The following is a 13325-nucleotide window of genomic DNA, read 5'->3' as shown; positions in this document are numbered from 1 at the left end:
AGGATCTTTCCCTTTCGGCCCGTGGAACCGGTTGCAGGGAAATCTTGACGGGGTCAGGCCTTGAGACCGCGGCGGAGGGCGTCCAGCATCTCGGCCGCCATGCGCCGGCTGACGGTGGCCGACTCGACGAGGCCGGAGCCGTGGAAGGTGCCCGGGTAGTGGTGCACCTCGGTCGGCACGCCGGCCTGGATGAGGCGGTGCGCGTAGATGAGGCCCTCGTCGCGGAGGGGGTCGAACTCGCACACGGAGACGTAGGCGGGCGGCAGGCCGGAGAGGTCCTCGGCGCGGGCGGGCGAGGCGTACTGGTCGGCGGGGCGGCCGCCGAGGTAGGCGTCCCAGCTGATCACTGCGCGGGGGCGGTTCCACATGGGGGTGTCTACGAACTGGGTCATGGACGGCGTGTCGAGCCGGTCGTCCAGCTCGGGAATGCCGAGGTACTGGAAGCAGATGGCCGGCCCGCCACGGTCACGCGCTAGCAGCGCTAGGCCGGCGGACAGGCCGCCGCCGGCGCTGCCGCCGCCGATGGCGAGGCGGTCGGGGTCGATGCCGAGGTCGGCGGCGTTGGCGGCGGTCCAGGCCAACGCGGCGTAGCAGTCCTCGATGCCGGCCGGGTACGGATGTTCGGGCGCGAGCCGGTAGTCCACGGACACCACGACGGCGCCGATCTCGTCGGCGACGGCGAGCGAACCGGCCTCATCCATGTCCAGGTCGCCGATGACGAAGCCGCCGCCGTGGATGGAGAGGTAGCCGGGCCGCGGCGCCGGGCGGCCGGTCGGCGTGTAGACGCGGATCCGCACGTCGGGCGCGCCGTCGGGGCCGGGGATCAGCTTCTCCTCGATGGAGACCGGCGTCGACGTCTCGTACGCCGCCCGGCCGGCGACGACGCGCCGGAACTGCTCCCTGGCCTCGACGGGGTCGGTGAAGTCGCCGGAGGGCAGCATCTCCAGCCACGGCAGGAGTTCGGGGTCGATCGCGTAGGCCATGGTCGTCACGCCTTCAGGCCGCGGCGGATGGCGTCGATCATCTCGCCGGACATGCGGCGGCTGACGGCGGCCGCCTCGACCAGGCCGGAGCCGTGGAACGTGCCGGGGAAGTGGTGCAGCTCGGTCGGCACGCCGGCCTGGATCAGGCGGTGTGCGTAGATCATGCCCTCGTCACGGAGGGGATCGAACTCGCACACGTCGACGTAGGCCGGCGGCAGACCGGACAGGTCCTCGGCGCGGGACGGCGCGGCATACTGGTCGGCCGGCTGGCCGCCGAGGTAGTACTGCCAGCTGTAGACGGCGTTGGGCCGATTCCACATGGGGGTGTCGACGAACTTCGTCATCGACGGCGTCTCCAGGCGATCGTCCAGCTCGGGAACGCCCAGGTACTGGAAGCAGATGGCCGGCCCGCCACGGTCACGCGCTAGCAGCGCTAGGGCGGCGGACAGACCGCCGCCGGCGCTGATGCCGCCGATCCCGATCCGGGACGGGTCTATGCGCAACTCGGATGCCTTGGCCGTGGTCCATTCCAAAGCCGCATAGCAGTCCTCAAGGCCCGCCGGGTACGGGTGCTCCGGAGCCAGCCGGTAGTCGACGGACACCACGACCGCCCCGATCTGGTCGGCGATCCGGGTGGCCAGCGACTCGTCCTGGTCGAGGTCGCCGATGACGAACCCGCCGCCGTGAATGTTGAGGTAGCCGGGCAGCGGTCCGTTGTGCCCGCTCGGCGTGTAGACGCGAACGCGCACGTCCGGCGCGCCGGCGGGGCCGGGGATCAGCTTCTCCTCCACGGCGACCGGCGACGCCGGCTCGTACACCGGCAGCTGGAAGCCCTGGGCCCGCGCCTCCGGATCGGCCATCGCGGCCCGGATGACCGACATGTCCTCAAGGCTGATCACCGGCAGCATCGCCAGCCACGGCTGGAGTTCGGGATCGATCGCGTAGCTCACTGCGGCACCTCGCTGTCGCTCGGTGTCCGCGTTCGCGGACGCTCTGCGTTGAATGATTCGCTCGCAAGCTCGCTCATGCCACAACACTGCCCGGCGGCGCGGCCGGCGGCATCCGACAGCTGGCGCGAATCGGGTCGCCGAGCCCCGCCACGTGGCTGGCGCCGGGTAGCCTCGACCACGTGAAGGGCCTGCTGCTTCGACTGTCCGCATTGGATTCCGACGCGGCCAGCGCGGTGCGGGTGATCAGCTTCTTCGACGTCCTGGTCGCCCAGCACGCCGGGCTGGAGCGGCTGGTGGCCAGCACCGCGCAGCTGGCGGAGTGCCCGGCCGGCCTGCACGTGCCCGAGACGGGCGTGTGGCTGCGGATGGACGCCGACGGCACGTCGCTGGTGACCGCGCCGCCACCGGCCGCCGGCCGCGAGCTGGACGGCGGCGGCCGGGTCTGGCTGGAGCGGGACGGCGAGCCGCTGCCGCTGGACGAGATCGTGCTGGAGCGGTTCGCCATCGCCGCCGGCGTGCTGCTCGGCGAGACCAGGGCCCGACTGTCCGGTTTGGACGATCCGGCTCTGGTCGAACTGGTCGTCTCGGCCTCGGCCGGCGACGCCGAGCGGTCACGGGCCCTGCACCTGTTGGGTTTCTCGCCGCTGACACCGATCCGGGTGCTGGCCGTGCGCAACGGCCCGCTGCCCGAGCCGCCCGGCCCGCAGGCGGCGATCGGCAGCGAGCACGCCGTGCTCGGGCCGGCGGAAACGATCGTCCCCATCGGACAGACGATCGGCGTAGGCCCTGTGGTGCAGGCGATGCGGGCCCCGGAGTCGTGGCGGGCGGCCACGGTCGCCGCGCGGTTCACCGCCCCGGGCGTGGTCGACGCCGTGCACTGGGACGATCTCGGCGCCCTCGGCCCGATCGCCCAGCAGATCCGGGTCGGCGAGGTCGGCGCCATCCCGGACGTGGCGGCCCTGGACCGGCTGGCCGCCGAGCCCGGCGGCCAGGACACCCTGGACGTGCTGACCGCCGTGGTCGCCACCGACTCCGTGCGCAAGGCGGCAACCTTGGTGCACCGCCACCACAGCTCCGTCGCCGCGCGCCTCGCCCGGGCCGAGACGAGCCTGGGCTATGCCGTCGACGAACCGGCCGGCCGGTTCCGGCTGACGCTTGCCCTGGCCCTGCGGCGTTTTCGGGACTCCGCCGGCTGAATCACCGGTTCGGAGGTACACAGGAGACGCTCCGACTTCCCAACGTGATCAACTTTGGTCTCTTCGGGTTAAGAGGCTTGGGCCTGGCGACGGGTCGGTCCTCACGCTGCGTGTAGTAGCTTTCCCAGCACTATGGGCGACGGGGAGAGGGCGCGCTGGTGGCTGACACGACAGATCACGACTACTCGACCGGCGCGGCCGGGATCGTGCCGGCCGACGAGCGCCGGTCCCGCTACCACTTCGTCGCCCTGTGGGTGACGCTCGCCGCCGGATTCACCTATCTGTTCCTGGGTTTCCAGTACCACGACGCCGGCTACTCGCTGCTGCAGGCGATCGCCGCCGGCGCGATCGGCGCGGTGGCCTACTTCCTGTACGCGCTGCCGGCCGCCTACCTGGGCTCCACCACCGGCCAGACGCATGCCCTGCTCACCCGCTCCATCCTCGGCAAGCTCGGCTCCGCCCTGGTCAGCCTGCTGCTGGTGGGCGTGGCCGCCGGCTGGACCGCGTTCGCCTTCAACCTGCTGGCCACGCTGTTCGACGGCCTCTACGGCTGGGGCCACGTGGTCGTGATCAGCGTGGTGCTGGCCGTGCTCGGCATCGCCAACAACCTGTTCGGCTTCAAGGGAATCGCCGGCTTCGCCCGCTGGGTCGCCGCGCCGCTGATGATCGTCTGGGTGCTGTACCTGGTGGTCAAGGGCATCGGCACCATGCCCGACGACGCCCTGTCGGCGCGGCCCCGGCCCAGCTCCGAGCTGCCGTTCCTGACCGGGGTCGGCGTGGCCATCGGCTCCGTGATGTGGGGCAACGAGCCCGACACCTGGCGCTACGGCAAGCCGAAGTTCCTCTGGCCGGCGCCGGCGTTCGGCATCGCCTTCGCGGTGGGGCTGGTGCTGTTCGTGGCCGGCGGCTGGATGATGGCCGAGCTGTCCGGGGCCAGCCAGTACGACTTCGGGCCGGCCTTCCACTACACCGTCGAGTACTCGCTGTTCGGGGCGCTGTGGCTGGGCGGTGTCGTGGCCGCGGTGCTGATCGTCGCGATCAACGACGGCAACTACTACGAGATGGTCAACGGCGGCCAGAACGTGCTGGGCACGATCCCGGGCTGGAAGCGCTGGCACACCTGCCTGCTGATGGCCGTGATCGCCGCCGTGTTCACCTGGCAGTTCCCGGACGTGCAGGACGGCTTCTACACGGTCGCGAGCTGGTCGTCGATCGCCCTGCCCAGCACCACCGTGGTGATGTGCGTGGACCAGTTCTGGTTGCGGCGGCGTCGAGTTGACGAAGTGCCCACCTGGGGGGAGGCCGCGTTCGCCAACTGGCCGGCGCTGATCGCCGTGATCGTCGCCGTGGCGTTCGGGGCGTGGGGCCTCGGCCTGCTGCCGGGGCAGGATTCCGTGCCCGGTGTCGGCATCGTGCCGGTCGAGACCTGGCTGCTGGCCGGACTGATCTACGCTGCACTGGCCGCCGTCGTCGCCGGGACACCGAACGCCGCGGCCGTGCTGGGCTTCAGTCGGCGGCTACGACCGTCGATCACTGAGGGGAACACGCAGCGATGACCGCTTCGGCCCGCGAACTGCTGGAGACCGCCCGCAAGGACCTGGCCCCGGGCGAGCACGAGAACCGCCTGGTGCCGCTGATCGCCGAGGGCAAGGCCTCCCGGAAAGCGCTCGCCGCGCTGGCCGCCGAGCAGCACCGGATCATCGTCAGCGACTGGCGCAGCTTCCTCGTGCTGGCGTCGCGCTGCGAGAACCCGGCCGCCGGCGCCTTCTTCTCCGGCCTCGCCGCCGGCGAGGGCCTGGCCCTGGACAACCTGCGCAAGTTCGCCACCGCCGCCGGCCTGTCCGACGAGGACCTTCGCTCGTACAAGCCCCTCGCCGGCTGCCAGGCCTATCCGTCCTACCTGGCCTGGCTCGCGCTGAACGGCGAGCCCACCGACGTCACCCTGGCCGTGGTGGCCAACTTCTCCGCCTGGGGCAACTACTGCCGCACCGCCGCCGCCGGGCTGCGCCAGCACTACGGCTTCGACGACGACGGCTGCTCCTTCTTCGACTTCTTCGCCGCCCCCGCCCCGGACGGCGACGAGCCGGCCATCGCCATCGTGCAGGCCGGCCTGGACGCCGGGCGCGGCACCGAGGCCGCCTTCGAGTACGGCCGCCTGATCCAGAGCTACGAGCTCATGTTCTGGAACACCCTGGCCGAGCTGGCCTGATTCCATCCCCCGCCACTCCCAGGGGGGCAGCCCCGGCTCCAGCCTACCCGCAGCGATCCCTGGTCGATCTTGTTAGCGGGTGACCTGTGGACAAACGGGGAGCCTGTGGATAAGCGTCAGCCCTGCTGCTCGGGGGTCAGTTCGGTGGGCCGCTTCAGGTCCCCGATCTGGCCCTTGCGCAGCAGGTCGAGGAACAGGTCGACGACGTCGGGGTCGAACTGGGTGCCGCGGCCCTGGCGGAGCTGCTCGGCGGCGGCGTCGACGGACAGCGCGGGCTGGTAGGGGCGGTCGACCAGCATGGCGGCCCAGGAGTCGCAGATGGACAGCACCCGGGCCTCGACGCGGATGCCGTTGCCGACGAGGCGCGAGGGGTAGCCGTTGCCGTCGTAGCGCTCGTGGTGCTGGCGGATGATGTCGGCCACGACGCCGAAGCCGGGGACCATGCGGGCCAGGCGGTAGCCGTACTCGGGGTGCTGGCGGACCAGGCGCCACTCGTCCTCGGTCAGGGCGGTGGGCTTGGTGAGCACGGCCTCGGGGATGACGATCTTGCCGATGTCGTGCAGCCGCCCGGCCAGCTCGGCGTTGCGGGCGGTGGCCTCGTCCTGGCCCAGCGCGGTGACCAGGGTGTGCGCCCAGCGGCTGATGGCCAGGCTGTGATCCTGGGCGTGCAGCTGGGCATCGACCTCGTCGGCGACGTGACTGAGGTAGTCGATCATCGCGGTGTGGTCGGCGACGACGACGGAGCTGGTCGCGACGGCCTCGCCGACGACAACGCGGTCCCGGCCGCGGGCCTTGGCGACGTAGAGGGCACGGTCGGCGGTGGCGACGAGCTCGTTGGGACTGTCGCCGTGCAACGGGAAGCAGGCGGCGCCCACGGACACCGTGACGGCGATCCAGGTGTCCTCGGACAGCGCGACGGGGCTGCTGGCGACCCGCAACCGCAGGCGCTCGGCGATGGTGTGCAGCTCGCTCAGCGAGGCCTCAGGAACCAGCAGCGCGAACTCCTCGCCGCCGTAGCGCGAGAGCACGTCGCCGCCGCGGGCGGCGCCGCGCAGCCGGGCGGCGATCTCGATCAGGGCCTGGTCGCCGGCCGGGTGCCCGTAGTGGTCGTTGATCGACTTGAAGTGGTCGACGTCCACGATGAACACGGCCAGCGAGCCGCCGGCCCGCCGCGCCCGCGCCACCTCGATGGGCAGCTGGGCCTCGAAGAAGCGCCGGGTGTGCAGCCCGGTCAGCGCGTCGGTGATGGCCAGCCGCCGCTGGTCGGACACCAGCCCGGCCAGCCGGGCGATGGTCAGCCCGAACAGCAGGGCGCAGGCCAGCGCGATCACGGGGATGTCCCGCAGGTCGCCGCGCGCGCTCTGGATGTACAGCGTGACCGGGGCGATCAGCGCCGCCCCGCACAGCGCGGCGATACGGGCCGGACCGATGCTGGCGTCCCGCACCGGGGACGGATCGGTGAGCCGAGCCATCGTCGGATGCAGCGCCGCCGCGCCCAGGGCCAGGTTGCCGGCCAGCCAGATGGCGTCGAGGAAGTTGCCGGTCACGTAGGTGCCGTCAAGTTGCTGTGACACGTACATCGTGTCGGCCGCGACGAACGCCAGCATGTTGAACGTCAACAGGTAGAACGCCGCGGGCCGGCGGCCGCCGCCGAGGATCAGTCGCAGAGCGACGGTCAGCATCAGCAGGTCGAGCACCGGATAGGCCAGCGAGAAGGCCTTCACCACCACCGGCGCGTCGAGCCGGGCGTTGGGGGCGATGAGGAACAGCCAGGACAGCATCGCCGCGCCGACGCCGATCACGGCGGCGTCCAGCACGCCGGGCAGGTCGCGCCCGGGCGTGCGGCGGCGGATCAGCAGCATCAGGCCGGCCACCACGAGCGGGTAGTGGGCGACGTAGAGCGGGTCGGCGACGCCGGGGTAGTCGAGGACGCCGAAGGCGTAGTGCGCGACGTAGAAGCTGGTGTCGGCGGCGGCGTAGACGACCTGGCTCAGGCCCAGCAGCAGCCACGGCAGCCGGGGCCGCGGGCGGTGGCGGACGATGCCGAGGATCACCATCACGGCGGCGGAGGCGCTGTCCAGGCAGTACAGCGTGATTCTCACGCCGACGCCCACCCCGACCGGCGGCACCAGGTAGTAGGCGAGCAGGACGAGAGCGCCCGCCGACAGGTAGCCGATCCACAACCGGTCGTTGTCGGTACGCGGACCCCTCGCGCCCATGCAAGCACCCTCTCATCCGGAATTGGCCGACGGATCAGTCACCGTCCCCATCCCGATCACGTGAAGCTCAGGATAGGGGATAACGCGGGGACGGCCGGGCCAAAGACCGGAGTCGAAAGAACACAATGCTTTTCGGGGCACTTTTCCAACGTTGGCAAGGGAGGGCCGGTGTGGGTTGACGAAGCCGCCGCGCATGTCAACCCACACCGGGGTCTGTGCTGCTCCCTCGGGCGTACCCTGGTTGCTGAAACACACAGTAAACGTTTTCAATGACGGTGTCCAGAGCGAGCGAGGGGGTAGCAGATGTTGCGCAGTCAACGGTGGTACGAGGGCGAGGGCCTGCGTGCGTTCAGCCACCGGACCAGGACCCGCCAGCTCGGCATCGGCGGCCCCGAGCACCTCGGCAAGCCGGTCATCGCCGTCGTCAACACGTGGACCGACCTCAACCCCTGCCACAGCCACCTGCGGGAACGGGCCGAGGCGGTCAAGCGCGGGGTCTGGCAGGCCGGCGGCTACCCGGTCGAACTGCCGGCCGGCTCCATGGGCGGCGAGACGTTCCAGAAGCCGACCGCCATGCTGTACCGCAACCTGCTGGCGATGGAGACCGAGGAGCTGCTGCGCTCCTACCCGGTCGACGGCGCGGTGCTGATGGGCGGCTGCGACAAGACCACGCCGGCGCTGCTGATGGGCGCGGCCAGCATGGACCTGCCGGCGATCTTCGTGCCGGCCGGCCCGATGCTGCGCGGCAACTGGCGCGGCGAGGTGCTGGGCAGCGGCAGCGACATGTGGAAGTACTGGGACGACCGCCGCGCGGGCCTGGTCGACGACCGGCAGTGGAGCGAGCTGGAGGAGGGCCTGGCCCGCTCCCCCGGCCACTGCATGACCATGGGCACGGCCTCCACGATGACGTCGGTGGCCGAGGTGCTGGGCATGACTTTGCCTGGTGCGGCGTCGATCCCGGCCGTCGACTCCGGGCACGAGCGGATGGCCGCGGCCTCGGGCATGCGGATCGTCGAGATGGTCCGGGAGGACCTGCGACCGTCCCTGCTGCTGGACGAGCGGGCCTACCGCGACGCCGTCACGACCGTGCTGGCCCTGGGCGGCTCCACCAACGCCGTCATCCACCTGGTCGCGATGGCCAACCGCAGCGGCGTGAAGATCACCGCCGACGACTTCGACGAGGCCTCGCGAACCGTGCCGGTGCTGGCCGATCTCCGCCCCAGCGGTCGGTTCCTGATGGAGGACTTCTACTACGCCGGCGGCCTGCGCGGCCTGCTGACCCGGCTGCGGGACCGCCTGCACCTGGACCGCCCCACCGCGTCCGGCAGGACCTTCGGCGAAACCCTGACCGGGGCGGAGGTCTTCAACGACGAGGTCATCCGCCCGCTCGACAATCCGCTGGCCGCCGACGGCGGACTGGCCGTGCTGCGCGGCAATCTCGCGCCCGACGGCGCCGTGATCAAGCCGATCGCCGCCCGGCCCGAGCTGCTCAGCCACACCGGCCCGGCCATCGTCTTCGACGGCTACGGCGATCTCCAGCGGCGCATCGACGACGAGGACCTCGACGTCACCGCCGACTCGGTGCTGGTGCTGCGGGGCGCCGGTCCGCTGGGTGGGCCGGGCATGCCGGAACACGGAATGCTGCCGATCCCGAAAAAGCTGCTGCGCGAGGGCGTGCGCGATGTGGTACGGATTTCCGACGCGCGAATGAGCGGCACCAGTTACGGAACTTGCGTATTGCATGTTGCACCGGAGTCGCATGTCGGCGGTCCGCTGGCATTGCTCCGAACCGGTGACCTGGTCACTGTGGACGTGTCGAAACGGCTTTTGCACATGCACGTCGAGGAGTCCGAACTGGAACGTCGTCGGGCCGCCTGGACACCACCGGAACCGCGCTACACCCGCGGCTATGGGGCGCTGTTCAGCCAACACATCATGCAGGCCGACGAGGGCTGCGACTTCGACTTCCTGGCGCGGCCCGGCAGCACGCCGGAACCAGACGCGACCTGACGCGAAGATCCCGTACAGTTCCGGTTGCTCCAGGAAGGCAGGTGGATGTCGGTGGCGGTGACGATTCGCGATGTCGCGCGGCAGGCCCAGGTGTCGGTCGCCACGGTGTCGCGCGCGCTGACGTCCCCGGACCTGGTGCGGGCCACGACCAGGGAACGGGTGCTCGCGGTCGCGGCCGACCTGGGCTACCAGCCCAATCTGGCGGCGCGCGGCCTGATCACCGGCAAGACCGGCAACATCGGCATCGTGGTGCCCGACCTGAACAACCCGTTCTTCACGGGCGTGCTCAAGGGCGTGCAGAACCAGGCGAGAATGGCGAGCCACGCGGTGTTCGTGGCCGACAGCGACGAGGACCCGGCGGCCGAGGAGCAGCTGGTGCGCGCCATGGCCAAGCAGGTCGACGGCGTGATCCTGTGTTCGCCGGGCATCGACGAGCAGCAGGTGCGCGAGCTGGCCGACGCCACCACGCTGGTGCTGCTCAACCGGCGCATGCGGGGCGTGCCGGCGGCGCTGATGAACTCCGGCTCCGGCATGCGGCAGGTCGTCGACCACCTGGTGGCCCTGGGCCACCACCGGATCGCCTTCCTCAATGGCCCGCGCACCTCGTGGTCCAACAAGGAACGCCGCCGGGGGCTGCGGATCGCCGTGCAGCGCCACGACGTCGACCTGGTCGACATGGGGCCGTTCCCGCCGCGCTACGAGGGCGGCCTGCAGGCGGCGGACCTCGCGATGGCCGAGAAGGTGACGGCGATCGTGGCGTACAACGACATCATGGCGCTGGGTGTGCTGGCACGGCTACGGGACCGCGGCGTGCGGGTGCCGGAGGACGTGTCGCTGACCGGCTTCGACGACCTGATGTTCGGGGCGCTGTGCCAGCCGCCGCTGACCACGGTGGCGATGCCGGTCGTGCCGGCCGGGCGACTGGCCGTGGACCTGCTGCTGGACCGGTTGGCCAACCGGGACGCCGAGGTGCGGCAGGACGAGCTGGACACCCAGCTCATCGTGCGCGCGACCACGGCGCCGCCGGCCTAGCTCAACGTCCTTACGGCTTGGCCGGTGCTTACGGCTTGGGCAGGGCGCAGCCGGCCTTGTTCAGGTCGACGGTGCTGCCGGTCATGCAGCCGGCGAGCAGGTAGGTCTCCTCGCCGTAGTTCGTTCCCTGGTGGACCGTGGTGGTTCCGTTCTGGTCGACCTCACACGGGTTGTTGACGGTGCAGCGCTCGCCGTCCTCGTTGCCCGTGTTGTTGATGCCGATCAGCTTGCCGCTGGGGTCCTCGATCGGAGAGCCCGAGGTGCCGCCGATGGTGTTGCAGCTGGGCGTGTAGCGGATCGAGTCCTTCCACGTCCAGTCGCCTTCCTTGAGGCGGTAGACGAAGCCGTCGATGTTGCAGGTGTAGATCCGCTTCCAGTAGCCCGAGACCACCTTGATCGCGGTGCCCTGCGTGGGGTGCGCGGTGGAGATCTCCAGCGGGCTGATGCCGTAGCTCGACCTGATCGCGTCGTACGTGGTGTTGAGCTGGTACAGCGTGATGTCCGTGTCGGTCATCGTCGCGTAGGCGACCTTGGTGGCGCGCAGGGTCGCCTTGTTGCCGCCGGTCGAGGACAGCAGGGTGAAGGAGCGGCTGGACGACTTGTTCACCAGCACCTGGCCCGGGCTGAGGAAGCCGCCCTCGTAGCAGTGGCCGTTGGTCAGGACCAGGGCCGGGCCGGAGGTGGCGGCGCCGGGCAGCTTGACCAGGGAGCCCGAGCAGTTGCTCAGGGCGACCGTGCCGGAGAAGTCGATTGCCGCGGGGGCCGCGGCGGTGACTGCGGGGGCGGTGACTGCCGCGGTGGCGAGCAGCGCACCGAGCAGGGTGCCGAAGAGGCGCTTACGCATGGCAGGGATTTCCTTCCGTGACTCCAGGGCAAGTGACACGGTGTAGCAGTGTCGGACCAGTTGACCGGCTAGGCGCACCGCCCGGTACCCGCCGGAAGTCGGACGTTTCACCCAGCCGGGCCACGGGGTCGGCCATCACCCACCGTCACGCCATCTTGTAGGATTGTTGAACAAGACCTACCCTCCAGGGACCCCCATCCCGTGAAGGAGGTCACATGGTCGTCCTCATCGGCGTGGCCCTGGTGGTGATCGGCTTCGCGCTGCGCCTGAATCCGATGCTGGTCGTCACCGTCTCCGGCATCGTCACGGCCCTGCTCGGCGGCCTCAACCCGCTCGCTATCCTCGACACCTTCGGCACTGGCTTCGCCACCAACCGCTCGGTCACCATCTACGTGATCACCCTCCCGGTGATCGGCCTGCTCGAACGGTACGGCCTGCTCCAGCAGGCCTCCCGGCTGATCGGCAGGCTCCGCGCGCTGACCACCGGCCGCCTGCTCGCCGCGTACCTGCTGATCCGCCAGGGCACGGCGGCACTGGGCCTCAAGGACATGTGCGGGCCGGCGCAGACCGTCCGGCCGCTGATCGCCCCGATGGCCCTGGCCGCGGCCATCCGCCGGCACGGCGAGCTGTCGGACCGCCAGATCGAGCGGGTCAAGGCCTACTCGGCCAGCTCCGACACGGTCGGCCTGTTCTTCGGCGAGGACATCTTCCTCGCCATCGGCTCGATCCTGCTGATCACCAGCTTCGTGGACAGCACGTACCACCTGAAGCTGGACGCGCTCCAGATCGCGGTCTGGGCCATCCCCACCGCCGTCTGCGCGTACGTGATCCACGGCGCGCGCCTGCTGTGGCTGGACCGGACCCTGGCCCGCACCTCGGACAAGCAGGAGGTGCCGGCATGATCGACGCCGAGTGGCTGTACTGGGTGTGCGGCCTGTTCTTCGTGGTCGGCGCGAGCTTCAGCTACCGCCAGGCCCAGTACGGCGGTGCCGCGTTCTGGGCGTTGCTGGGATTGTCCTTCTGCTACTCCACCTTCGTCGTCAACAAGACCGCCCCGGCGTGGCCGCTCGGGCTGGCCGTGCTGATCATCGCCGGGCTGGCCGGATTCGGGGCACTGGGCAGGACGACCATCGCCACCACCTGCCAGGCCGAGCGCATCACCGCCGCGAACACGTTGCGCGGCAGGCTGTTCGTGCCCGCGCTGATGATTCCGTTGGGGCGCTGATCTTCGCCACGATGATCGCCTCGATCACCGTGAACGGGAAGCCCTTGCTGGCCACGGGAAACCGCGACCCTGACCGGTCTCGGCGTCGGCGCGCTGCTGGCCACCGCGGTGGGTCTGGTGCTGCTGCGCCCGGCCGGCGGCCTGCGGCGGTACGCGTCGCTGGGCGTGCCGCTGGCCGAGGGCAGCCGCCTGCTGCAAGCGATCGGCTGGGCGGCGGTGCTGCCGCAGATGCTGGCCGTGTTGGGTCTGCTGTTCGCCAACGCCGGCGTCGGCACGGCCGTGGGCACCATCGTGTCCGCGATCCTGCCCAAGGGCTCGCTGCTGATCGCCGTGATCCTGTACTGCGTGGGCATGGCGCTGTTCACGATCATCATGGGCAACGCCTTCGCCGCCTTCCCGGTGATGACCGCGGCGGTGGGGTGGCCGGTGCTGGTGCAGGTCTTCCACGGCAACCCGGCGATCGTGTTCGCGGTGGGCATGCTGGCCGGCTTCTGTGGCACGCTGTGCACGCCGATGGCGGCGAACTTCAACATCGTGCCGGCGGTGCTGCTGGAGATGAAGGACCGCTACGGCCCCATCAAGGCGCAGCTGCCGACCGCGGTGCCGCTGCTGGTCTGCAACATCGCGATCATGTACCTGATGGGATTCTGAGCTATG

Annotated in this window: 10 protein-coding genes and 1 pseudogene; 7 read left to right on the top strand and 4 right to left on the bottom strand. The window is 70.5% G+C overall.

What is annotated here, in order from left to right; translation table 11 throughout:
* Positions 1-53: 53 nt before the first annotated feature.
* On the bottom strand, positions 54-983 hold the full coding sequence (locus KUTG_RS41210) for an alpha/beta hydrolase (protein WP_043732406.1): 930 nt from the start codon (positions 981-983) through the stop codon (positions 54-56).
* Positions 984-988: 5 nt separating this feature from the next.
* Positions 989-1933, bottom strand: coding sequence for an alpha/beta hydrolase (locus KUTG_RS41205; protein ID WP_043724814.1), 945 nt, complete (start codon positions 1931-1933; stop codon positions 989-991).
* A 179-nt stretch (positions 1934-2112) separates the two neighbouring features.
* Here KUTG_RS41205 and KUTG_RS41200 point away from each other — a divergent pair, with 179 nt between their 5' ends.
* The 3 genes from KUTG_RS41200 to KUTG_RS41190 all read left to right on the top strand — a co-directional run bounded on the left by KUTG_RS41200 (position 2113) and on the right by KUTG_RS41190 (position 5338).
* Complete coding sequence (locus KUTG_RS41200; protein ID WP_043724812.1) at positions 2113-3129, top strand: helix-turn-helix domain-containing protein; 1017 nt, start codon at positions 2113-2115, stop codon at positions 3127-3129.
* Positions 3130-3287: 158 nt separating this feature from the next.
* Positions 3288-4685, top strand: coding sequence for a cytosine permease (locus KUTG_RS41195; RefSeq protein ID WP_043724810.1), 1398 nt, complete (start codon positions 3288-3290; stop codon positions 4683-4685).
* Positions 4682-5338, top strand: a complete 657-nt coding sequence (locus tag KUTG_RS41190; protein WP_043724808.1) for a thiaminase II/PqqC family protein — start codon at positions 4682-4684, stop codon at positions 5336-5338. Before KUTG_RS41195 ends, KUTG_RS41190 begins: the two co-directional genes overlap by 4 nt.
* A gap of 116 nt (positions 5339-5454) precedes the next feature.
* Here the strand turns inward: KUTG_RS41190 and KUTG_RS41185 are convergent, their stop codons facing one another.
* A complete protein-coding gene (locus KUTG_RS41185) occupies positions 5455-7557 on the bottom strand; it encodes a diguanylate cyclase (RefSeq protein ID WP_052396007.1) in 2103 nt (700 codons plus the stop codon).
* A 303-nt stretch (positions 7558-7860) separates the two neighbouring features.
* On the opposite strand from KUTG_RS41185, the gene araD reads away from it, so the two are divergent.
* Positions 7861-9567, top strand: a complete 1707-nt coding sequence (gene araD / locus KUTG_RS41180) for an L-arabinonate dehydratase (RefSeq protein WP_043724806.1) — start codon at positions 7861-7863, stop codon at positions 9565-9567.
* 45 nt (positions 9568-9612) lie between these two features.
* Positions 9613-10599: a LacI family DNA-binding transcriptional regulator gene (locus KUTG_RS41175; protein WP_369794571.1), complete on the top strand. Its 987-nt coding sequence runs from the start codon at positions 9613-9615 to the stop codon at positions 10597-10599.
* 28 nt (positions 10600-10627) lie between these two features.
* On the opposite strand, the gene KUTG_RS41170 is transcribed toward KUTG_RS41175, so the two are convergent.
* Positions 10628-11443 carry a S1 family peptidase gene (locus KUTG_RS41170; protein ID WP_043724804.1) on the bottom strand — a complete coding sequence of 272 codons (816 nt, stop codon included), beginning with the start codon at positions 11441-11443 and terminating at the stop codon, positions 10628-10630.
* Between the two features lie 215 nt (positions 11444-11658).
* Between KUTG_RS41170 and KUTG_RS41165 the strand changes: the two genes are divergently transcribed.
* Both KUTG_RS41165 and KUTG_RS41160 read left to right on the top strand, forming a co-directional pair.
* A complete protein-coding gene (locus tag KUTG_RS41165; RefSeq protein WP_043724798.1) occupies positions 11659-12345 on the top strand; it encodes a DUF969 domain-containing protein in 687 nt (228 codons plus the stop codon).
* Positions 12342-13319, top strand: a pseudogene (locus KUTG_RS41160) (DUF979 domain-containing protein). The gene KUTG_RS41165 and the pseudogene KUTG_RS41160 overlap by 4 nt, the downstream one beginning before the upstream one ends.
* Positions 13320-13325: the final 6 nt, after the last annotated feature.

This window comes from Kutzneria sp. 744 (assembly GCF_000568255.1).
Lineage (GTDB): Bacteria > Actinomycetota > Actinomycetes > Mycobacteriales > Pseudonocardiaceae > Kutzneria.
This window is presented reverse-complemented; position numbering and strand designations above follow the sequence as displayed.